This window comes from Bacillus sp. Root131 (assembly GCF_001429475.1).
Lineage (GTDB): Bacteria > Bacillota > Bacilli > Bacillales > Bacillaceae_G > Bacillus_A > Bacillus_A thuringiensis_S.
Genome location: NZ_LMJQ01000004.1, coordinates 238,811 through 261,632 on the forward strand (window position 1 = coordinate 238,811; position 22,822 = coordinate 261,632).

Here is a 22,822-nt window from a genome sequence, read left to right on the forward strand (position 1 = left end):
ACTGCGATAATTGTATAATCTTGATCAAACTTATTTATTCTCACATTATTTATTTCTTTGCTTCCATACCCCATTATCTTTACGATAAGTATTCTTACCATCCATGAAGTCAGCCGTATTACCCGGAATGCTATATTTCCTATTCTTATTCTTTTTCTTAGCCTTCTTCTTCAGCCTTTTTTCTTCTTGAATAGCTTGCAAATCCGTCTTCCATTGTTTCAACAAATCCTTTTCATGTCGCATCGAATTTGTACCCCTTGGATTAAAATGTGAACCAAATAATTAGATTCTACCTATTTATATAGATATCCTCCAATCCAATGTACCAAATTATGTTTTTTCTTTTAAATATACAAACAACATATTAAGATATTCTATTTATCCAGGGAGGTTTGTCATGCTCAACTTTCATAAAGAATTAACCCTATTAGGATTCTTTTTGTTTTTATACAGTTTTATTGGTAACATCTTTTTATTACTATTCCTTAGCGTGTAGTAACAATGCAATGCGTATAAATATATGTTTTATGTGTAAATTCTATAAAAGAAGTAAAAAGCACCTCTATAGGATGATTAATATATACTATATATTAATCTTGAATAGCTTTATTGATAGACTTTTTAAATCAATAAATATACTAGCTGAAGCCGATCTATATCCGATATTTTCTCCTATAGCATTAATAGTAATCTCCTCCAACTGAACCACCTTAATTTTAGTCGGTTCTGGTGCAAATATAGGACGCATTTCAAAGGACAATCAGGATTCCTACTGAAATTGTTCTTTTTTATCATATGCATGGCTTCTACTCCTATATGATATTACCCTATATAACAAAAAAGCACCGCTATGGATGCTTTAGCCTACATATTCTTCAATTTTACTAAAGATGCCATTGATAGCAGGTACTACGCATGCTCACGCTACAATTGCAGAAATAAGTTTAACAAAAAACATGCTTACAGTCATATTAACACCCCCTGCTTTAATAATAAGCAGAAAACATTACATGAATTTTAAAAACATATTATATTAATGAACGTGTTTATCTTTGTTACAAAGATAAACACGTTCATTAAAAAGCTTGTTTTAATACAGCAACTAATTCATTTATACTTTTCATTTCTTCAATGAAGTCTTCATGTCTTGAATATAGCCAAGATGTGTTTTTATCTTCTTCTGAAACAAATTCTTTAAGTTCGCGTTCTAATCTTTCGTACTTTGCAAAAAAAGCCCTCGAACATTACTGGTTAAGTAGTTTAGAGTTTTTTGTCCTATGTTCAAAAAGTTTAGACTTTCATGTCCTGTTATTGAGACATGAAAGTACCTACAAAATTTAAGGTAATGGTCATTTATCAGCAATTGTTCATGTGATTTTAGTTTGGAGTTTCATGTCTTTTTACACTTCCTCCCTCTATTCTTTCAATGTAAAATACAAACTGAATGAAGATTATGGCAATAGCATAAAGGCATTTAGTAAAGATATGACAGTTCATTTAAAACTCTAGTAACCTAAAATGTCCAAATATCATACATAAAATTAAGCCTATAGGATATTTCCAATTTATCCATTCATATAGGGGAGGTAGTTATACGATGATTAAAACTCCTAATACAATTAAAACAACACACTTTCTTCAAATTTAATCCTTTTTGCTTGTCTTTTTATTGTCTTGATAATTGAAACTATCCATTTCCCCTGGAGCTGAGCAGTTAGTTCATTCTAACTGCTCTTTTTATTTTTTTATCATCACCCTTCCATAGTACCTCCATATGTTGTATAGAGATATTTCTTTCTAAATTGTCATTGATGCTTCTTTCAAGTCCTAATGCACATCTTAAAAAGAGCACTTTTAAAAAGTGCTCTTTTTACTTTGTATGTCACTCACCCTACGATGAATCAAGATCTTAACTTATGAATAATTAATTGAACCTTTGCTAATAATATAAATCAATTGGTAACTGCCAATCTGTATCCATAATGAATCTCTAATTTTCTTGAATTCTCCCTGAGGCAAGGCGGCTATTTTTTATAGCTGCCTTTCTTGTATGAATTATAAATATTTACACATACTATTAACGGAATGCTTGAATCATTGTCATTGAAAATGTTCAGCACTTCCGCTCCTTAGAGAACAGTCTACGCAACTGTTCTCTTTCCTATTTCCTTTTTTCACACATATAATATGAAAAGCATTATTAACTCCGCTACAATCAATAGCATTGCAACATTCTCAATATTTCCTCAACAAATTCTCAATATTTTTCATGGACAACAGCACACTTTCTCAACAGTTTTAATATCTTAATATTAAATACTGAAAGGAGATGTTGAAAAATGACTTGGTTCATTATTTTAGGGTTTATGCTTATTTTAATAATAAGCGGTTTTCATGCACATAGTATTCATATCATTTTCAAAATAGGTTCAGATACAAAAGCTGTGCCAAGTTGGTCTTTCGTTAATAAAATAAATTTCCAAACATTAAAAGAATTAATAAAAGGACTAAATAAGGATAAACTTAAAATCCTTACAATAGGAGAACTTGTTATTCCTTTAAGTTTCTTTAATAGNACTGAATAAAAGCTTATGGTAAAGGAGATGTTGAAAAATGACTTGGTTCATTATTTTAGGGTTTATGCTTATTTTAATAATAAGCGGTTTTCATGCACATAGTATTCATATCATTTTCAAAATAGGTTCAGATACAAAAGCTGTGCCAAGTTGGTCTTTCGTTAATAAAATAAAYTTCCAAACATTAAAAGAATTAATAAAAGGACTAAATAAGGATAAACTTAAAATCCTTACAATAGGAGAACTTGTTATTCCTTTAAGTTTCTTTAATAGATTATTTAGCAAAACATTAATTTTTCTATTCCTATTCTTTTACTCTCAATACTTAAACTAACGTAATATGAGATNNNNTTATTCCTTTAAGTTTCTTTAATAGATTATTTAGCAAAACATTAATTTTTCTATTCCTATTCTTTTACTCTCAATACTTAAACTAACGTAATATGAGATAAGTTAAAGAATAACAATCACTGATTGTAGCAAGCCAACTTTCGATTGCCTATAATGAATTGGACCTGAAGAATTAAACAAAAAATTAAGCGGCTGTTTGAATGTGAGTCCGGTATTGTACTGGACTCATTCCTTTTAACTGTACTTTGATTTTTTTGCGATTGTAATGAACATTATACTTATCTAATACTATCTTAATATGTTCCATACCTTCGAATTTTGTAAGATAAGTTACTTTTGCTTTGTCTTGTTCTGTAATTCCATCTCTTTTTGNTATACTTATCTAATACTATCTTAATATGTTCCATACCTTCGAATTTTGTAAGATAAGTTACTTTTGCTTTGTCTTGTTCTGTAATTCCATCTCTTTTTGAACGAAGTCCTTTAACTTCTTTAAATAATCGACTTCCATACGTAAACATTCATTTTCATCTTTTAATGCCTCTATCATCCCTTCAATAGATGCATTAACTAACTTTGATTTTGTATTTCCCATAGTTGGATCCTCTTTCTTCTTTTATATAGGAAATCCATGTCTTTTAAATCATATATTCCCCTTCATCTACGAACTATTTCAATGAATTCCTTAACAAAAACTATTCATTTATTTCCTTTGTTTTTAATCTATTTCTAAATATTTCAGATCAACCCATTGAAAAATCCCCCTATATTCATTCCATATTCCTCACTCCTAAATGAATCGTAGTACATATTATCCTCAATACATTTATAGGTTTTTATAGGATTTTTAACAAAATCTTCTTACATTTAAATAGAAATACCACTTTATTCTGTCAACTCCATCTATATTGAAAAATATAAAAAATCAAATCTATTTGACATTTCAATGACTCGTAACAGGAAAATATATACATTAAATGAAACCTGATATATCTTTAATTTGTAAGTTGTAGTTAGTTGGCCAACTTTCCATACAATTTAATAATTTAAAATATGGAGGATCTAAAATGAATCAAGTATTTAGAAAAAGTAAGAAAAAAATGATGTATCTAGTTGGTTCACTTCTAATTTCACTATCAATGTTTTCAACTACTAGTTTTGCAGCTACAGAAGGTGCTGTAAAAAGTGTTACAAATAGTAGTTATACCGGGATTGCAGCTGATATAAATCTACCACAATCAGTTGTTGTTAAAGATGGATATGTGAATTGGTATTTAGGTATTGGAGCATCTAAAGTTGAGGGTGGTATTTCAAAAACACCAAGTGGATATAAAGTATTTCTTAATTCAGGATATAATGAATCAGGTCAAAACAGTAAGTATTGGAACACACAATATGATACATCAATTAAAGATGGTGATCGGGTAAACCTTAAAATAATTAATAACGGAAATGGTACGGTTACTATGTATGTAAATGGAAGCCCTAGATATGCAAATCAGCCTGTATATGGCTCATTTTCTCAATACGAACCAATAAAAATGGTTCAGGGTGTTGAAGATGCTGGACGTAATTCTTTTAGCCAGGCTAGCTTTTCAAACGTACTTCTAAGAGCAGATACATCAGGATCTACCTACAAAAGTTGGAACGGTTCAATTTCTTCCTCATTTTCTAAACACGGTACTTATGGTAACAATTTCACAGTTTATTCCCAAGTACCATTAAGCGCAAGTCTACGCTAAAGGTGTTATTTGCATAATAATATTTTTGTGAAAAGGTAGTTGCACTTGCAACTACCTTTTTTTATATAGGGTCCATTGTAATAGATATTCTCGCCAATATAAATATCATCTTTCAACTTTTTCAAAAAACAAGCTGTTTATCTAAATGTTATGTACAAAAAAGCGTAGAAATTTTTAATTTCTACGCTTTTTATAAGTTAAACAATTCATTTACTATTACAATTCTTCAAATTCATTAATTTCAGCTTTACGCTTTAAAAATAGTTCCATATCTTTATTCTCTCTTTCTATTAAACCAAGAGCATGTGTATCATCCAAGGCTAACTCTTTATATCCCCATATATAATCTATAGTTGTATCTTTGACATGTCTGTGTTCTCCACAATACCATTCTATAGGTTGTAACGCATCGGATATTTTAAATAATTCTGCTGGATACCATGATGGCATATTTTCACGTTCTCCTAAAATTAAATATGTCAACTCACCACTTTGTAACTTGCATATGCCATAAACAATATACTTCTTTTTAATAACTAAGTTAAATATTTCCTCGGTTTCCTTTGTTAGATAATCTCCAGTGTTGTACAAACAAGTTACTTTCATAATAAACGCCCCTTATTTTTTATCTTTAAATTTAAAATCATCAAATTCACCAGTTTTTGTATTCTTAACATAATGCATTTCCACACCATTTACATTATGGGCCATTTTGACCCATTCGTCTTCCTTAGACCATTTAGGATCTGTATTTCCTTATCTTGAGGATTTGATTTAACTTCCTTCATTGCTAGTTGCACTTCTTTTTTCAAAATAGGATCTCTATGTAAATGGAAGTCCTAGATATGTAATCAACCTGTATATGGTGTATTTTCTCATAATGAAAAAAATATTGTTTTCTTATGTAAAATTACCTCAAACACCTTCCATATTTACATTTCCCACTTATACCTTACTAGTTCGTATGAGTTTCTACTTTGGGCAAATATTTCATAAAAAACAAGAAACCACCCATTTGGATGGCCTCTAAATTTACTAGTTTTAATATTTTTCTGCTACTAAAATATAATCAAAGTTATTATCTTCATTCCCTCTTACCGATGAACTTACTTCAATATAATAGTCTTCCCATTCTTCCGCTCCAAAAACAATTTTTTCCATATCATTAGAAAGGTTCAAAGATTTTTTTATTATTTTACCTTTCGAATTTCGTACAAATAGATCAAAATCATTATGCATTCCCTGCAAAGTAACTTCAACTTTCATGGTATCACTTGGAGAAAATTTAAAGATATCTATACCGTCTTTATCGTCTAAATTTAAATTGCCATAAACCACACAATCATACCCTAAATCTAGTCTATTGGCTGTTTCAAGAGTATTATTTGGCTCCGTATCTCTAAATTCTTTCTGTTTTCTAGCAGCGTCCACAAAATTTGTACTACTAAACACAAGTGTTACGGTTCCTAATAATATAATCCCTAATTGTTTTAAAATCTGTTTCCCCATCTTTTAGAGCTCTACAAAAACAGGTGGATTCAGCGGATTAATTTGCAATAAAAAATAGAAATAGTCAGTCATGGTAGCCTATTTCTTCTTTTTTAGATGTATTAAATGGCTTGTATTTCTCTCTTAATCCTTCGATTTCCTTACACTTCTCCTTAATATCCTCTCGAAGAGATAATCTAACCTTGTATAATTTTATCACAGTTATAATTTTCCACTGTTTGATTAGGAAATTCATTTGTTGACCATTTACGCCTAGGATTTTTCTTTCCCCATTTCGCACGAAGGTTCCTTTTTGCTCTACGGTAACAATTTCATACATACACATCTTCCTTTCCGTTTTAATGATAAATTATTATATTAAGATTTATTATTATGCAAAATTACATTTCAATTGTAGTTGATAATCATTCTTGATGTAACTATAATGATTACATGTTGGGTGATATAAGAAAGTTATTTACGAATTAAACCTAACTGCACATTTAAATACAATCGGAATGGAGATGTTATAAGGTATGAAAAAAATCATTTTAGCTGGTGCATTAGGAATTGCAGCTCTTGCAGGCACAAATCTACCAGGATTAGAAGTAACAAAAGCAAGTGCAGCTTCTATCGAGTCAAATTTATCAACAATTGAAGGGCGTGTAGTTGAGGTTACTGATAATGTTATCTCTGTTGAGTCAACAAAGTATTCAGAACCTATTAGTATCTATTTAAACTCTACACCAAATGTAAAAGTTGGTGATCAAATAAAAGCTACTGGTGCAATGATGCGTAATTTTACGGACTATATGATTGCAGAGTCAATTGAAAAGGTTCAAGGTACTGATACATTACACCAGGGAAGTTATTTAAAACATGTTTTTGCATACGAATATGAAATAGGACATGTTACAAAAGTAGATAAGTTTAAATCTGGAATAGAAGAATATAATTATGTAATTGTTCAATATACTGGAAATGACGGAAGTAAACGTAATGTTACAGTTTATTTAACACACGGGCAGAAATTTAATGTAGGTGAAAAGGTCAAAGTTCATATGGCGAACGCTGAAAGAAGTAATGAGTGGTCGATAACAGATGAGATTGAAAAAGTTAATGATTCTCAAGCATTAACTGATGATCGATGGATTTGGTCTTAATATAAAATTGTATTTTTTCTCTTATTGAAAAGAATTATTTGTCTTGGTTAATTTCTTCTGTTAGTAATATGAAGAATTGAAATATTATCCAACCAACTAAATGTATAAACCTTTTAATCGAAAAGAACTTGTAGACAAAACTACAAGTTCTTTTTACTTTTCCAAATAATAAGAGAAAGTAAACAAATATTCAAAACTTCATATTTATTAACCAATCTGTTCAAAATCGATGGTATATTCTATAGCAATATTGGTTCTTTAATGGCTGGTAAAAACTCGATACTCATAGCATAATTTAGTAACAAATTGATATACTCTTGATTTGGCTCTAAACAATGTACATTCTTCAAATATCCTTGCGTGTATAAACAAGATGGTATAGCTACTGATAGCTCTTCTACAGATTCTAATAAAGGCATTATGAGCTCTAAAGCTTTCTGTTCATCAGTAGTTAGATTTGTATTAAAAAACTTCTCTATATACTTCTCTTGTTTCATTAACAGGATATCGTATCCAAAAGCTTGTAAACTATTAATAAATTGATCCCATTTAAGCTGATTTGGATTACAGATATGCATGGTTTTATTTACTGTATTGGCCTTATAAGATAATTCAGTAATAGCTAAACTTCCATAGTCTACAGGCGTTAAATCTACATACGTATTGACGTCAGGAGCTATGCTAGATAGGCATATCCCTTTTAATAATCTATAAAATGCGTTTTCATTAATATTGTATTGAAATTTACCTGTTTTAGAGTTACCCACTAAATTCCCCACACGGTATATTGTGGCACGAACTCCTTTTTCCATTGCTTCTCTGACCATTTTCTCGCCTTGAAACTTACTTTCTAGGTACAGATTATCTAAATTTTGCCCTCTATCAAAATTAGACTCACAGAATTCAAATTCTTTTGGATCGCTTTCAGCCTGACCTACTACACTTAAAGTCGATATATAATGAAAACGTGCATTTGTGTTCTTAGCTAATTCCAATAAGTATTTTGTAGACTGAACATTTACCTTTTGAAAATGCTCACGTTCTCCATAGTGTCTAACTTCTCCACCACAATGTATGATTGACTCTATCCTATTCTTTAAATGGTCCAATTGCTTTAAATCTAGACCTAGATTCATCAAAGATAAATCTCCTTCAATTAATTCTACTCTCTCCTTCAACTTTTGGAGGATTTCTTTACCGAAATAAAACTCCATTCTTTCTTTTAACTTTGCACCAATTACTTGATTCTCATTTTTTCTTACTAAACAGTAAATAGTCGTAGATGGCAACTGTAATAACCGTTCTAAAATATGTGCTCCTAAATATCCTGTTGCCCCTGTAAGGAAAACTGTTTTTGGATAATTCACCATATCTAACTCATATTCTTCTAATTTAGTTGTTTCATAAACAGGAGTCGTTTTCGTTTCATTTTCCATACATGCTACATTCATATTTTTCTCTTTCTTGAACAACATATCTTCCATCTCTTCAATATGAGAGGCTAATTTTTCTATTGTTCTATACTTAAAGAAATCTTGAATTTTCAAGTTAGGGTATAACGGTTTTAATTTGACTAATGCCGGCATAACTTTTAAAGAATGTCCACCCAAATTAAAGAAATCATCTTTTAACCCTATAGATTTTACGTTTAGAACTTCAGACCATACCTTTGCAATGTCTTTTTGCACTTTAGTTTGAGGTTTAGGTTTACACTCATCTTTTTGCTCATGACCAAACTCTATTTTTGGCAGCTTTTCAAAATCAATTTTACCGTTCGCCGTTTTTGGTATTTCTAACACATGAGAGTAATATTTAGGGACCATATATTCTGGCAATACATTTGATAAATGTATTGCTAACTTATTTTTCTCTATCCCTATACCTGCCACTGTTTTATAATAAGCTTGCAATAACATTCCATCTTCCGTTTGTGTTACTACAGCCTGACTTATCCCCTCAAGTTGTAACATTGCATCTTCTATTTCTCCTAATTCAATTCTGTGCCCTCTAATTTTAACCTGCTTATCTTTTCTTCCCATAAATTCTATATTTCCATTTGGTAACCATCTTGCTAAATCACCTGTTCGATATAATCTTTTACTATTGTCTTCTGAAAATGGGTTTGAAATAAATGCCTGTTTTACTTTCTCTTCCTGCTTCCAATACCCTTGGGCCAATCCTAAACTTTCAATATATAATTCACCCATGCACCCTACCGGACAATGTTGCATATATGAATTCAATATATGAACTTTTGTATTAGAAATTGGTATACCAATCGGTACGCTTACTAAAAGGTTATTTTCGCCTTCTAAAACTGGTATGAAATAATACATTGCTGAAACGGTTGCTTCAGTAGGGCCATACTCATTTACCAGTTGTACTTGGTTTTTAAAAGTACTTTGCCAACTTCTAATAGCATTTGTTGATGCAGCTTCCCCTCCCATTATTATAAATCTTAAAGAACGTATCTTTTCGCTATCCAGTTTTGTTAATGAAGTCGATAATTCATTGAAAAATACTGTTGGTAAGTCCGAAATAGTTGCTTGAGTTTCTTGAATGGCTTGAGCATATGCGACAGTTGAATAGCGCTGTTCATCACTTAATAAATATAGTTCTGCCCCATTTAACAAGGTAGAAAAAATTTCTGATACTGAAGAATCAAAACTATGGGAATAAAACTGTGTTACTTTATCATTTGGAGAGATCTGAAACACTTCATGTCTCCATTCAACTAAATTTAATACTCCTTTATGCGTTAATAATGTACCTTTTGGTTTTCCTGTTGAGCCTGAAGTATAAATTACATATGCCAAGTCATCTGGTTTATTTAAAATTTTTACATCATCATTTATAGTCGTACGATATATATCCTCTATTATTGAAACCTTATAATCACTTACATTCAAATGACTTTTAAATTTGTTACTCGTTATAATTCTACATGCCTCACTGTCACGAACTATATAATTTATTCTATCCTCAGGGTATTTTACATCTATTGGTATATAGGCAGCGCCGGCTTTTAATATTCCAAGCATAGAAACAATACTATTTATACTTCTATCTAAAAATATGGCTACCTTATCACCTCTTTTTATACCTTTTTCGAGTAAATGTTGAGCTACTTGATTAGAGCTCATATTTGATTGTCTATATGTTAAAGATTCCGTTGCAGTCGCTATAGCAATCCGATCGGGTTGTCTATCTACTTGCATATAGAATTGCTCTTGTATATTTTGAAAATAAGGATATGGTCTTTCTGTATGATTTACGTTTTTATATAAAGATTCTTCTTCCTGTGATAGAAATGAAAGATTTTCATATGCCACCGTTCGTCGATGAATAAAGGCGTCCAGTATATTAAGTAAATTTTGAGTAAACCCATTAATTGACTCTTCCTTGAAAAGATTAATATCATATTCAAATGAAACCCCTACATAATCCAATCCTTCTTCAACAGCTAAAGAAATGTCAAACTTACTAATATCTTGTTTATTAGGTAACAACTGAAGCTTGTATGCATCATGTTGCTGCAGAATATCTTTTTGATAACTAAACATAGTAGAAAAAATCGGGTTATTTCCAAAGCTTCTATCAGGATTTATTTGTTCAATTACTTTATCAAATGGGTACGATTGGTTTTGGAATGAATTCAAACATTTCTCTCTTACTATTTTTAATAGCTGTGTTAAATTTTTCACATCATTCAATTGTGTTCTAATCGCTAAAGTATTTACAAAAAATCCTTGTATTTTTTCAAATTCTTGATGATTCCTTCCAACAACCGGTGTACCTACAATAATATCTTTTTGATCCGTTAGATAATGTAACAATTGAATATACGCTGCCAAAAATAGCATATACATAGAAACATTCTCTTGTTCACATACTTGTTTTAAAGACTCTTTCATTTCATTATCTAACTTCATTTCAAATACTGTACCTTTATTTGTTTTATTTGTACTTTGACGATTCCTACTAAAATCTAAAGGAAGATTTAATATAGGAAGAGGTGCTGCAAGTTCGGCCATCCAATAAGATTTTTCTGTATCCCATCGACCTAAATTTAACTGCGCCTGTTCCCACTCTGCATAATCTACATATCGATTAGAAATAGTTGGAAACACAGGATTTCTACGTTTAGCAAAGGCACTATATACCTTCATTAATTCATCTAATAAATTCCTTACACTCCACTCATCTGTAATAATGTGATGTAAATTGATATAGAAATAAGACTTTTTCTTATCCAGATTAAAAATTCTAATCCTAAAAAGAGGGCCCTTTTCTAAATCAAATGGTGTATGATCCGTTTGATTTATTGTTGTACGTATATATTCTTGTTGTTCTTTTTTAGACATGTATTCAATCTCATCGTGAATCAGGTCAATCGCTATTGAGTTTAAAATGACTTGTCTAGGCTCTCCATTTCTTTCAATAAACACTGTTCGTAGCATCTCGTGTCGTTCAACTAAAAATCTTATGGTGTCTTGTAAAATATCCTTATTTAAACTCGGCTCAATATATATGTGTAGTGGTGTATCATACACTCTATTAATGGCGTTATACTTATTTAAAAACCAGATTCTTTTTTGAGCACTTGATAACTGATAACTTTCCTTATCTGCAACTTTTAATACTTGCATCTCCTGTTCTTCCCTATCATGATTTACTGTCATTGATTTGTCGATGTAAGCAGATAGACTAGCAATCGTTGTATGCTCAAAAATATCTCTAATTTCAATTTTTAGATGAAACTCTTTTTGAATTTGATTTAAAACTTGCACAGCAATTAATGAATGTCCCCCAAGTTTAAAAAAGTCATCCTCTCTGCTGATTCTATATTTCCCTAAATTTAAAATCTCTGCCCATGTTTTTGCCAACCTTTTTTCCGTTTCACTTATCGGTGATACATATTGCTTCTGCATGTTTTCAAGTAAAGATGGGATTTGTAATTCTAATTTTTTTCTATCAAGTTTCCCACTTGGTGATAAAGGAAAACTTTTAAGATGAAATATATAATTCGGTATCATAAAATCTGGTAAACTTTCACTTAAGAATGTTTTTAATTCCTCTTGTTTAAGTTCTCTATTGTCTTTTGATAAATAAAAACTAACGATTTTATCGTTTTGGTAAGTGAATACTACAGCATCTCTCACTTCTGGATGTTTAAATAATGTTCCTTCGATTTCATCAAGCTCAATGCGATATCCACGTATTTTTACTTGATTATCTTTCCTTCCGATAAATTCTAAATTTCCATTTGGTAAAAGACGAACTAAATCCCCAGTACAATACATCCTTTTATCACGATTATAGGATTTACAGAAAGAAATGAACGCCTCTTCTGTTTTTTCCTTTTGATTTAAATATCCGTTAGCAACTCCATCACCGCCAATAAATAACTCACCTACTACACCTGACGGACATAACGTACTGAACGGGCTAACCACGAAAACTTCACTATTAGCAATTGGTTTACCTATTGGGATACTAGAAATTTCTTTTTGTATCTCACCATTTACTTCATACATGGTTGCACACACAGTAGTTTCAGTAGGACCATATGCATTAAGAACTGGAATCTTTAAACCTAATTTACTTTGCCATTTACGAACTGATTCAGCAGGTAAGGTTTCCCCTCCCACAAATAAACGTTTTACAGATTTTAATTTAAGTAACATTTCTTTTGGCATATCAGCTATTAATTTAAAAAATGCAGTTGGTAAAACCACATATGTAATACCATTCTTTTGAATTACATTTATAAATTCCTCTGTTGAACGTTTTTCGATTTCAGAAATTAAATGCATTCTTCCTCCACATAGCAAAATCGGAAATATTTCCATAATGGAGGCGTCAAAAATAATCGTTGCAAATTGTAAAAACACATCTTCTTTTCCTAAATGAAATGTATTAATTACTGAATATGATAAATTAATTACGCCTTTATGTGGTACAACGACTCCTTTTGGCAAACCTGTTGAACCTGACGTGTAGATAATATAAGCTGCATCTTCTATGGTATGTGTAGGCGCAATATTTTCTATAGAATTAGCGTAATGAAAATCTTCTAGATAAATTGTATGAATCGCAAAACTTTCAACCAATCCCCTGTATTCTTTCTTCGTAATAATCATTTGACTTTCGCTATCTTTTAAGATGTATTTTATTCTTTTTTCAGGAAACTTTGGATCGATTGGTACATAAACTCCACCTGATTTTAGGATACCTAGAATCCATACAATGGTATCAATCTCTCTTTCCATAGTAATACTTACACGTTGTCCCTTTTTTATATCATTTTTACGTAAATAATTCGCAATTTGGTTGGACCTTTGCTGTAATTCATAATTGGTAATAGATTTGTCCCCCATTGAAATTGCTATTTGATTTGGCGATTTTAATGCTTGTAAATCAATTAATTGATCTAGTGTTTTTGAATTAGGATATGTAAGAGCATTTGAGTTCATCTCTTTGTATAGACGATGATCTTTTTCTAAAAGCAAATCCAATGAATGAATAGGTTCATTCACATTCTTCATTAATTTTTGTAACAAATATATATACCTTTCTACTAAATCACTAATACTCTCTGGTTTATATAATGCTGAGTTATAGTCAACCTCAATTTTATTCTCTGTTTCCCCTTCATATCTCATTATTCTCCAAGTCATATTAAAAGGATTTACTCTTTTACAATCTGTTAAAACTGTTGAATCAATATCAGGAATTTTTAATTCCGGTATCTTCATTGTATTAAATGCTGTGGAATATACCATATTATCATTTGTATTTTTATTTAGATTTAAATCTTTTACTATATGTGAGTAAGGATTATGTTTATACGTAATAGCTAGATGAATAGATTTATTCACTTTATTAAGTATCCCTTTAAATGTCTCTCCCTTTTCTATTGTTATACGTATAGGTAATGTATTAACAAAATAACCAAAAGTATTTCGTTCTTCTGTATGTGGTCTAGTATTAATTGGAATACCAACAATTATCTCTTCAGCATTTGTCATTTGATGAAGTAAGGTACAATAAGTACTTAACATTACTCGATAAATACTTATATTATTTTTTTTAGCAAAACATTGTATTCGATAAAATAGATCCGAATTAATATTCTTGCTTATATTTTTATCTGTATATCTCTTTTCATTCATTTTATTAAAATCAATAGGAAACTCTGTAGAGGCTAATTCACCTTGTAAATAATCTTTCCAATACGATGATCCTTCTTTATATATTGCACTATCAATAAAACCCTCCTCATACTCTACAAGGTTCTTATAAGGAGATTCAAATTCTACATTCGTCTTCTCTTGAAGTAATTCACCATACGTATTGGATAATTGTCGGATGAAAATTCCTAAACTCCATCCATCGTAAATAATGTGATGAAACATTAAATGTAAAATAAATGTATCTTCACTGAATTTAATGATGTGGAATTTAAACAAAGGTCCCTCTTCTAAACTAAATTTCTCATTCACTATAGATTCTAAGAAATTTTTTAAAATAGATTTTTGTTCTGTGTTTTTAAAAGCCGTTAAATCCTTAATTGGTACATCAAATTCTACATTCTTTTGAATTAATTGCTTTATTTTTTCATCCCTCTTCTTAAATATTGTACGTAGCGCCGGATGTGATTGCACCATTAATGTAAGCGCTTTCTTCAAGACCTCTATTTGAAGTTTTCCTTTTAACTTTATTATAATCGGTTCATTGTTCATTCCTTTTTCTATTTCCATTTGATGAGCTATCCATAATGCTTCTTGACCTACCGTTGCATCCAATTCTTCTACAATTTCATATTTCTTTTGTATTTCCTTCATATGAATTTCTCCTTTTATAAATATTTAAAAACGGATAATATTTACAGTTACAACTATATGTACATATTCTGCAATTTGTAAATCTATATTTTCCGACTAAATTCAACATTTATTTCGCTTATTGCATAGTTATTAAAATTATGAATAAAACTCATATTTATACTGTAACAGTTCATACTTTTATTCAATTTGAGCATAAAAAACCATTTCACTAATAATTCTAATTTCTTTTTATACAGTAATCTTACATATTTTATTAAAGGAAATAGTCTAATTTATACTCCCAAAATAAATTCAAGAATATTCCAACTGGTCACTATATATACTTCTAATAACATAAACTGTAAAGGAGGAGTCCGTACATAATGGAATATAGATTATTAGGTAACACCGGGTTAATAGTTTCAGAGATAGGATTCGGTTCGTGGGCGATTGGTGGAGATGAATGGGGAGCAGTAAAAGATAATGAATCACTTGATGCAATTGAGAAAGCAATTGACCTAGGGGTCAATTTTATTGACACTGCTGATGTTTATGGATTAGGTCATAGTGAAACACTCGTTGCAAAAGCTATAAATAATCGCAGGCAGGATATCATTCTTTCTACAAAAGGTGGATTAATTGGTCATCATTATGACCCAAATCAACCAGCTATTTATGGAGATCCTCAAAAGATCATTGATGCGTTTGAGGCTAGTTTACTGCGCCTTAAAACGGATTATATAGATGTGTACTTTTGTCATATTTGGTGGGATAAACATGAAGAAACAGAAGCCTTTCTACAAGCTTTCCAAACCTTAAAAAAATCTGGCAAAGTGAGAGCCGTTGGTGTTTCTACTAATGATTTAGATTATATAAAACATTTTAATCAAGATAATGATTTAGATGTCGTACAATTCGATTATAGTATTTTGAATAAAGAGCCTGAGAAAGACATCCTTCCTTATATTGAAAAACATAATTTAGGTGCTGTGATAAGAGGTCCACTTAAGATGGGGATTTTAACTGGAAAATTTAAACATAAAACTCAATTTCCAGACGATGATTTAAGAAAAGATTGGCCAAAAGAAAAGTGGTTTAAAGATAGCTTAAACAAAGTAGAGAAATTACGTTCACTTGTACGCTCAAATCGAAGTTTAGCGCAAGTTGCTTTACGTTATGTTTTAAGTCATCCTGCCGTTTCAGTTGCTATTCCTGGTGCAAAAAATTCTACCCAGGTTGAAGAGAACTCTTCCCACTTAACTCGTCCATTATTATTAGATAATGAAATTGAATTCATTAAACAACTTTGATCAAATAATTATTCTTCCATAAAAAATTATGCTGATTTTTCTACCAAATCCATACTACTACTTCTTCTCCACTAGAACATATCTTTAGCACTTCCACCCTATTTTTTTATCTTTTCCCAACAATATCTACATTTTATAAGGTAGTTGAACCCTTTTATTCAACTACCTTATAATACGTTCTACATTATATTAAAATATCTACTACACTAGTTGAATACATGCTAAGGCAACATGCAAACCGAATAAACAATTAATTCAGAAATATTTTTAGAAACTTCATTATCTCACAATTACTTTTTTTAAAATAAATCAAAAAATTTTTCTTTACTTTAAATTCCATAATTCATATAATCTTCTATGGAATTACATTTTTTTCTAAATAGCTCCTCATTTCTAAGTATTCAAAAGGGCAATTACAAATTATTATACCTTTATGTTTAACCAAGTAAAATAAAAATCCAGTTTTTCACAAGGAGAAGTGACTGCATGCAAGATATTTTAAAACTATTTCCGAGCGTTGACGGAAATGAAGAAAAACAACAACTTTTATTAGAATCTATGCAGAAAATAATTAAAAATCTTGACCAATTAAAAAATGAAGAGCGAGCTACTTTAGGTAAATGTGAGGAAAAATCAGAAGGATACTACAATGGCTTAATTCACCAAAGTCATATTCCACTAGCTGGAATCACTATGTCTGAGGTTATAGAAGAGCTAAACCAATTTATGAATGGACATCCGTATCCAAATAAATATTACTTGTCTAACGCTGTACCACTACCAAGTATACCTTCACTATTAGGGGTAATGACAATGGCACTTTTAAATGGTAATGGTGTTTGGGATGTATATGGTCCAGGGGCAGCTGAAGCAGAAGTGAAAGTGGTATCCATGCTTTCAAAACTGATAGGTTATAATCCACATAATAGCGGCGGCTATACAACATGGGGTGGACAAGGATGCGTGTTTTCTAGCCTGCGCTTAGCAATTTCTAAACAATTTCCATCGGCAAAAGAACATGGTGCTCCACAAAATGTATATTGCTTTGCTTCTGAAAATGCACATTATAGTTTATTAAAGTCAGCTGAAGCAACTGGTATTGGGTCAAATCACTTAATAAAAGTGAAAACTGATCCTTATACAAGTTCTATGGATATAGAAGATTTAGAGGCTAAAATGATACAAGTTATTAACAATGGCGGTATCCCCCTTTATATTCTAGCTACCATGGGATCAACAGACACATTTACTATTGATGATATAAGAAAAATTAAAGAGAGCGCTGAAGCAATACAGAAAAAATATAAATTAAAACCGATTTATATCCATGCTGATTCTGCAATGGGCGGATTCTATAGTTTCTTTAATAATTATAGTTTTGAAGAAAATTCACTCTCATTTGAACCTAATGTGAAAAATGCCTTACAATACGTACAAGATAAAATGCAATATATGTCCCTTGCAGATAGTGTATGTTTTGATTTTCATAAATTAGGACAAACACCTTATGCTTCAAGTATTTTAATCGTAAAAAATCATACTGATTTACAACTGATGGACATTGAACAAGATGACACACCTTATCTTGGTAATAGGTCATATGGAAGTTATCATACAGGCTATACCTTAGAATGTTCACGATCTGGCAGTGCTATTCCAATGTATATCAATCTATTAGCCTTCGGAATTGAAGGTTATCAAAAAATATTAGCAAATTATATTCGTGTAAATCTATTATTTAGAGAGAAGTTGCGCAAGGCCCTACCCCAAGTCGCAATCACAAATGATTTTACATATGGACCAATTACAACTTTCCGCTTCTATCTGAATGGAGATGGCCAAGAAAATTGGGAAAAAGAACGAATAGGCCTTGCAACAAAAGAAGAAATTGAGGATACAAACCGATTAAATATAGAACTATTTAATTACCTAGGAAAAAATCGCGATCAAGTATTTTTTGGTGATACAACTCGTTCTTGTGTAGTAGATGTAATAAACAGTTATGATAGAAATCCGATTTCTACATTAAAATTCTTTTCTATCTCTCCATATACAACTGTTGAATGTATAGATGAGATCGTAGAATTTCTTTATAAACATATTTCGATTGCTACTAAACAGATTCATTCATATGTTTCATAACCATATTTGTTAGCGCTTTAATAGTTAAACTTTACTAGATGAAATAAAATTTTTAATCCTTTTAATTACTATTCACTATATCAGGAAAGAGGAAAAACATATGAATATAGAGCTACTTGATACACACCACGTGAAAGATGCAGCACATTTACTTGCACATTCTTTTGTGAATAATGAACCTCTTGTAAGCAGTTTACAAATTCCTTTTGCTCCTTTTCACAAAATGTGCGAAGAAATGATGAAACAAGCTGTATCTCAAGCTATGTCATTTGTAGCAATAGAAAATTTTCAAATTGTTGGAGTTCTTTTAACAAAAAAAGTAACCCAGCCACTAATAGATACAGATAAAGCGATTGAACTATGCCCACAAATGGAACCTATTTTTCAACTTTTAGATACATTAGAGACAGAATCTATTGAGTTTTCTCATTTAGATAAAGAAAAACTGGTCTATCTAGATATGGGCGCTTGTCATCCAGATTGGATGGGAAGTGGTATAGTCACTACCCTTCTTTCACATGCCATTCAAGAAATAAGTAAAAGAGATTATGATTTTATTGCCGCTTGTACAAATAAAATTTCTCAAAAAATCCTAAAAAAACTGTGTACGACCTATGAAATGAATGAAATAGTGTATAGTAATTTTCTTTATAAGGAAGCATACCCATTTGCTAATACAACAACTTCCTTAGCAGCCCAATTACTATATATACCTCAATCCCAATTTGTCATCGAGGCCATATAAGTTTGTGAAGAAGACTAGCTGTACTTTTTGAACTGCACCCCAATTGTTAGACACAGTCTAACAATTGGAGGTGTAGTTTTTTTATGACTAAATTTACTTCAGGTGACAAAATGAATGCAGTTATACGTTATCAGGATGGAAGTGAAAGTATAAAAGATATTGCTAAATCATTGAGAGCAAATCATGAAGTAGTACGTATGTGGATAAAACAATTTGAATACCATGAAATCCAAGCATTTGAAAAAGGCTATACAACGTATTCTTCACAGTATAAACTAGACGTACTAAATTATATGATCGAACATGGAACGTCTCCAAACGAAGCGGCAGTTATTTTTAATATTTCTTCACCTGGACTTATTAGAAAATGGCGCATTTAGCTACATTAAAAAGGAGTAGACGCCCTTAAATCGAAGAAAAAGGGCGTCTACCTATGACTAAGGGCAATCAAAAGCCCAAAGGAACAAACACAAACAGGAGAATCAGTAGAAGAATTATAAGCTGAATTAGAGCGTTTACGTCTGGAGAATGCTTATCTAAAAAAGTTGAATGCCTTAGTTCAAAACAAGGAAAAATCACCAAACAAGATAAGGCGCAAGTAATTTATGAACTAAGGAAAGCATTTACGGTGAAGGCACTTTTAAAATTAGCAGAACTCCTACGAAGTACATATTATTACTGGATACAAAATTCTAATCGGCCAGATAAAGATAAAGAGCTAAAGATCTTAATTCAAAACATTTACGATGAACACCAAGGTCGTTATGGATATCGCCGTATTCGCGATGAGTTAATGAACCAAGGACACAAAATCAACCATAAAATGAAAAAATATCGCTCCTATAAAGGAAAAGTAGGCAAGATTGCGCCAAATATTTTAGAACGTAATTTTAAAGCTGAAAAGCCGAACGAAAAATGAGTTACAGACATAACAGAATTTAAATTATGCGGCGAGAAGCTCTACTTATCACCGATGTTAGATCTATAGAATTAGTTCCTATTTTCATGTCTTTGTACAAATGTAGAAAGACATGAAAATGGATACTTTTTAGACACATAAGTAGATCATTATTGAATATCTTTCATTACTAATATAAATTCCAAATGAATTTTCACTTCACATTTAATTAATATTATTTCTTTAAATTTAAATAATAAAAAATAGCTTGTTAAAAGAGCGTGTTTAGCTAAACACGCTCTTTTAAATATTTAAACCCTATATTAATTTCTTATTCCATTCATTTAACTTATTCATACTTTTTTATATTCGGTTGTAAGCTTCAAATTTATAGCCTTTTTCTTTTAATCCTTTTATAATCTGTGAGCTGCTACCATCCTGCACTTGCATTCATACCAGATCCCATAAAAGTAATAAATAACGGCCATAATAACGGCCATAACGTAAGAAGTATATTTACAAGTATAAGTATACTATATACCCCAGGGAAATTATGATTTTTACAATTTACCAATACTAAAATCACTAATAATATTATGGGTATTAAATATAAAAATAGCATTATAAACCAATACCATGTCCAAAACTAAAGGTTGTAATTATTGTTTTTAGAAGCACTTTAGCCAATTTTGTGTCGTATGTATTTCTACTATATAGACCTATCACAATATACAACGATAGATACGCCATTAATACACCTATCCAAATCAATAGCCAGTCTGCATCTAACATAAAGATGTCAAACAGCGCCCAACACGCCCCTACTATTGAAAAAACAAGGGAAATAATTATATATTTTAAAACTGGTTTCATGTTCATTTCACGTCCTTTAAAAACTTAAGAATACATTATTAGCTTGTATCCTTTTTTTCTACCGCTTTACTATAGCCTGTTGTATATTCAATAACAGTAATCCCTTTACTTGTAAGTAGATTCTTTTTCCACGTTTTCGCATCAGTTGACATATGGGCAGTTATATTGAATCCTAACTTTACACTCATAATTCCAATGCTTAACCCTAAATTTCTAGTCAAACCTACTGCAATTGAATAATTTGAAAAGAATGCTCTAAACCTGTCACTATCTAATACGAAATAATCATCTTGTTTAGTTAATAAATGATGTTTCAAAGCTAAATATTTGGCTTGTTTTAATACCTCATATACTCCGCCTCTTGCTTTAATAGATTAAGAAATTGGAAGATGACTATCACATTTTAATAATAATTTTCCTGGTATTGCTTCTTTATATTCTCTTTGCAGATATTGTTTCATGGAATTAATATTTACTAGTGACGATTCAATAATGCCACTGGCCTCTTGTGTTTCAAGAAAAACTTTTGCATTATTATGGAACAAATCGTTTTAATCAATCTTCTGCATCTATAACATCAACTTTAGTTAAAGTACTATTTTGAATAAAATATTCAAAATTCGTTTTATTTAAATTAAGCAAAATAAATTCCTCGGTTTCAATTAATTTTTGAATCAATGGAAACCTCTTTTTCAACTTCTCTTTTGTTTCTATTGAACTTTCACTTATTTATAAACCCCCTTCAAAATATAATTAACCTATTTCAACTATTTTCGTCTTATTTAATATTCTTACAACGACATAAACGTTTGAAAATTAATCATAATTTATTATAATTAAGTATATATTAACAATTTGTTAAGTATAAGTAAATAAAATCAATTTTAATTTAATAAATTTCACTAATTTAAAGGGGATTGTGTATATGAACAATATTAATGTTGGTCAAAAAATTATGGCATTTAGAAAAGGTGCAGGATTAACTAGTAAACGTTTAGCTGAATTGGCTGATATAACACCTTCCATGTTAAGTCAGATTGAGAAAGGGATCACGAATCCATCATTACAAACACTAAAGTTAATTTCTGTAGCATTAAATATTCCTTTATTTAATTTTTTCTTGGAAGATACCAATACAGAAGAATTAGTTGTAAGAGCGGATCAAAGAAAAAAAATGACTTTCCCTGAAAGCGGTAATGTTTCGTATGAGTTATTATCTCCTAATTTAGATGGATCACTGGAATTGGCTTTAATGAATCTGCTACCTCAAACCGCTTCATCTATGGAGCCTGTGGCACATAAAGGGNATCAAAGAAAAAAAATGACTTTCCCTGAAAGCGGTAATGTTTCGTATGAGTTATTATCTCCTAATTTAGATGGATCACTGGAATTGGCTTTAATGAATCTGCTACCTCAAACCGCTTCATCTATGGAGCCTGTGGCACATAAAGGTGAAGAAATAGCATTTATTATGGAAGGACAAGTAAAACTATATCTAAATGATGAGGTTTTACTTCTCAATCAAGGTGATAGTGTTAAAATACCATCATACGCAAAACATAAATGGGAAAACACTTCTCTACACAAAGTCACTGTTATATTTGGAGTAACCCCACCATCTTTTTAATTTTAAATACTAGCGCATAAAAGTTAGAGAAAATAATTCTCTAACTTTTATGTATACATAACTATATTTTTAAAAAGA

At 30.7% G+C, this 22,822-nt stretch carries 14 protein-coding genes and 4 pseudogenes; 10 read left to right on the forward strand and 8 right to left on the reverse strand.

Features of this window, described 5'->3' with window-relative positions; genetic code table 11:
• Positions 1–45: 45 nt before the first annotated feature.
• Complete coding sequence (locus tag ASE54_RS16340; protein ID WP_001215521.1) at positions 46–243, reverse strand: hypothetical protein; 198 nt, start codon at positions 241–243, stop codon at positions 46–48.
• 2,096 nt (positions 244–2,339) lie between these two features.
• Between ASE54_RS16340 and ASE54_RS16345 the strand changes: the two genes are divergently transcribed.
• Both ASE54_RS16345 and ASE54_RS16350 read left to right on the forward strand, forming a co-directional pair.
• On the forward strand, positions 2,340–2,575 hold a 236-nt coding region (locus ASE54_RS16345), incomplete at its 3' end, for a hypothetical protein (RefSeq protein ID WP_235567836.1).
• A gap of 38 nt (positions 2,576–2,613) precedes the next feature.
• Entirely contained in the window at positions 2,614–2,910 is a 297-nt protein-coding gene (locus ASE54_RS16350) for a hypothetical protein (RefSeq protein ID WP_000219733.1), read from the forward strand.
• Positions 2,911–3,357: 447 nt separating this feature from the next.
• Here the strand turns inward: ASE54_RS16350 and ASE54_RS36375 are convergent, their stop codons facing one another.
• Positions 3,358–3,522 (reverse strand): hypothetical protein, encoded by a 165-nt coding sequence (locus tag ASE54_RS36375; RefSeq protein ID WP_000528554.1) that lies wholly within the window; start codon positions 3,520–3,522, stop codon positions 3,358–3,360.
• Between the two features lie 472 nt (positions 3,523–3,994).
• On the opposite strand from ASE54_RS36375, the gene ASE54_RS16360 reads away from it, so the two are divergent.
• On the forward strand, positions 3,995–4,669 hold the full coding sequence (locus ASE54_RS16360; RefSeq protein ID WP_001077538.1) for a hypothetical protein: 675 nt from the start codon (positions 3,995–3,997) through the stop codon (positions 4,667–4,669).
• A 216-nt stretch (positions 4,670–4,885) separates the two neighbouring features.
• On the opposite strand, the gene ASE54_RS16365 is transcribed toward ASE54_RS16360, so the two are convergent.
• The 3 genes from ASE54_RS16365 to ASE54_RS16375 form a co-directional block, all read right to left on the reverse strand.
• On the reverse strand, positions 4,886–5,275 hold the full coding sequence (locus tag ASE54_RS16365) for a hypothetical protein (RefSeq protein WP_000868981.1): 390 nt from the start codon (positions 5,273–5,275) through the stop codon (positions 4,886–4,888).
• 435 nt (positions 5,276–5,710) lie between these two features.
• Entirely contained in the window at positions 5,711–6,178 is a 468-nt protein-coding gene (locus ASE54_RS16370; protein ID WP_000517954.1) for a hypothetical protein, read from the reverse strand.
• A gap of 64 nt (positions 6,179–6,242) precedes the next feature.
• A complete protein-coding gene (locus ASE54_RS16375; protein WP_000273030.1) occupies positions 6,243–6,497 on the reverse strand; it encodes a hypothetical protein in 255 nt (84 codons plus the stop codon).
• 196 nt (positions 6,498–6,693) lie between these two features.
• Here ASE54_RS16375 and ASE54_RS16380 point away from each other — a divergent pair, with 196 nt between their 5' ends.
• Positions 6,694–7,320: a F0F1 ATP synthase subunit alpha gene (locus tag ASE54_RS16380; protein WP_000720470.1), complete on the forward strand. Its 627-nt coding sequence runs from the start codon at positions 6,694–6,696 to the stop codon at positions 7,318–7,320.
• A 239-nt stretch (positions 7,321–7,559) separates the two neighbouring features.
• Here ASE54_RS16380 and ASE54_RS16385 read toward each other — a convergent pair whose 3' ends face one another.
• Positions 7,560–15,167 carry a non-ribosomal peptide synthetase gene (locus tag ASE54_RS16385; protein ID WP_000659072.1) on the reverse strand — a complete coding sequence of 2,536 codons (7,608 nt, stop codon included), beginning with the start codon at positions 15,165–15,167 and terminating at the stop codon, positions 7,560–7,562.
• 365 nt (positions 15,168–15,532) lie between these two features.
• Here ASE54_RS16385 and ASE54_RS16390 point away from each other — a divergent pair, with 365 nt between their 5' ends.
• From ASE54_RS16390 to ASE54_RS37050, 4 genes and pseudogenes are all read left to right on the forward strand, one after another.
• Positions 15,533–16,459 carry an aldo/keto reductase gene (locus tag ASE54_RS16390; protein ID WP_000456654.1) on the forward strand — a complete coding sequence of 309 codons (927 nt, stop codon included), beginning with the start codon at positions 15,533–15,535 and terminating at the stop codon, positions 16,457–16,459.
• Between the two features lie 486 nt (positions 16,460–16,945).
• Positions 16,946–18,601, forward strand: a complete 1,656-nt coding sequence (locus ASE54_RS16395) for a pyridoxal-dependent decarboxylase (protein WP_001152303.1) — start codon at positions 16,946–16,948, stop codon at positions 18,599–18,601.
• Between the two features lie 100 nt (positions 18,602–18,701).
• A complete protein-coding gene (locus ASE54_RS16400; protein ID WP_001019437.1) occupies positions 18,702–19,346 on the forward strand; it encodes a hypothetical protein in 645 nt (214 codons plus the stop codon).
• An 83-nt stretch (positions 19,347–19,429) separates the two neighbouring features.
• A pseudogene (locus ASE54_RS37050) lies at positions 19,430–20,331 on the forward strand (IS3 family transposase); the annotation flags it as partial.
• A gap of 343 nt (positions 20,332–20,674) precedes the next feature.
• On the opposite strand, the pseudogene ASE54_RS16415 reads toward ASE54_RS37050, so the two are convergent.
• Positions 20,675–21,117: pseudogene (locus ASE54_RS16415) on the reverse strand (DUF3902 family protein).
• Between the two features lie 56 nt (positions 21,118–21,173).
• A pseudogene (locus tag ASE54_RS37055) lies at positions 21,174–21,831 on the reverse strand (D-serine ammonia-lyase); the annotation flags it as partial.
• Positions 21,832–22,042: 211 nt separating this feature from the next.
• Between ASE54_RS37055 and ASE54_RS37060 the strand changes: the two are divergent.
• Positions 22,043–22,423: helix-turn-helix transcriptional regulator (locus tag ASE54_RS37060; RefSeq protein WP_235567839.1), on the forward strand; the 381-nt coding region annotated here is incomplete at its 3' end.
• Between the two features lies 1 nt (position 22,424).
• A pseudogene (locus ASE54_RS37575) lies at positions 22,425–22,744 on the forward strand (cupin domain-containing protein); the annotation flags it as partial.
• Between the last annotated feature and the right edge of the window lie 78 nt (positions 22,745–22,822).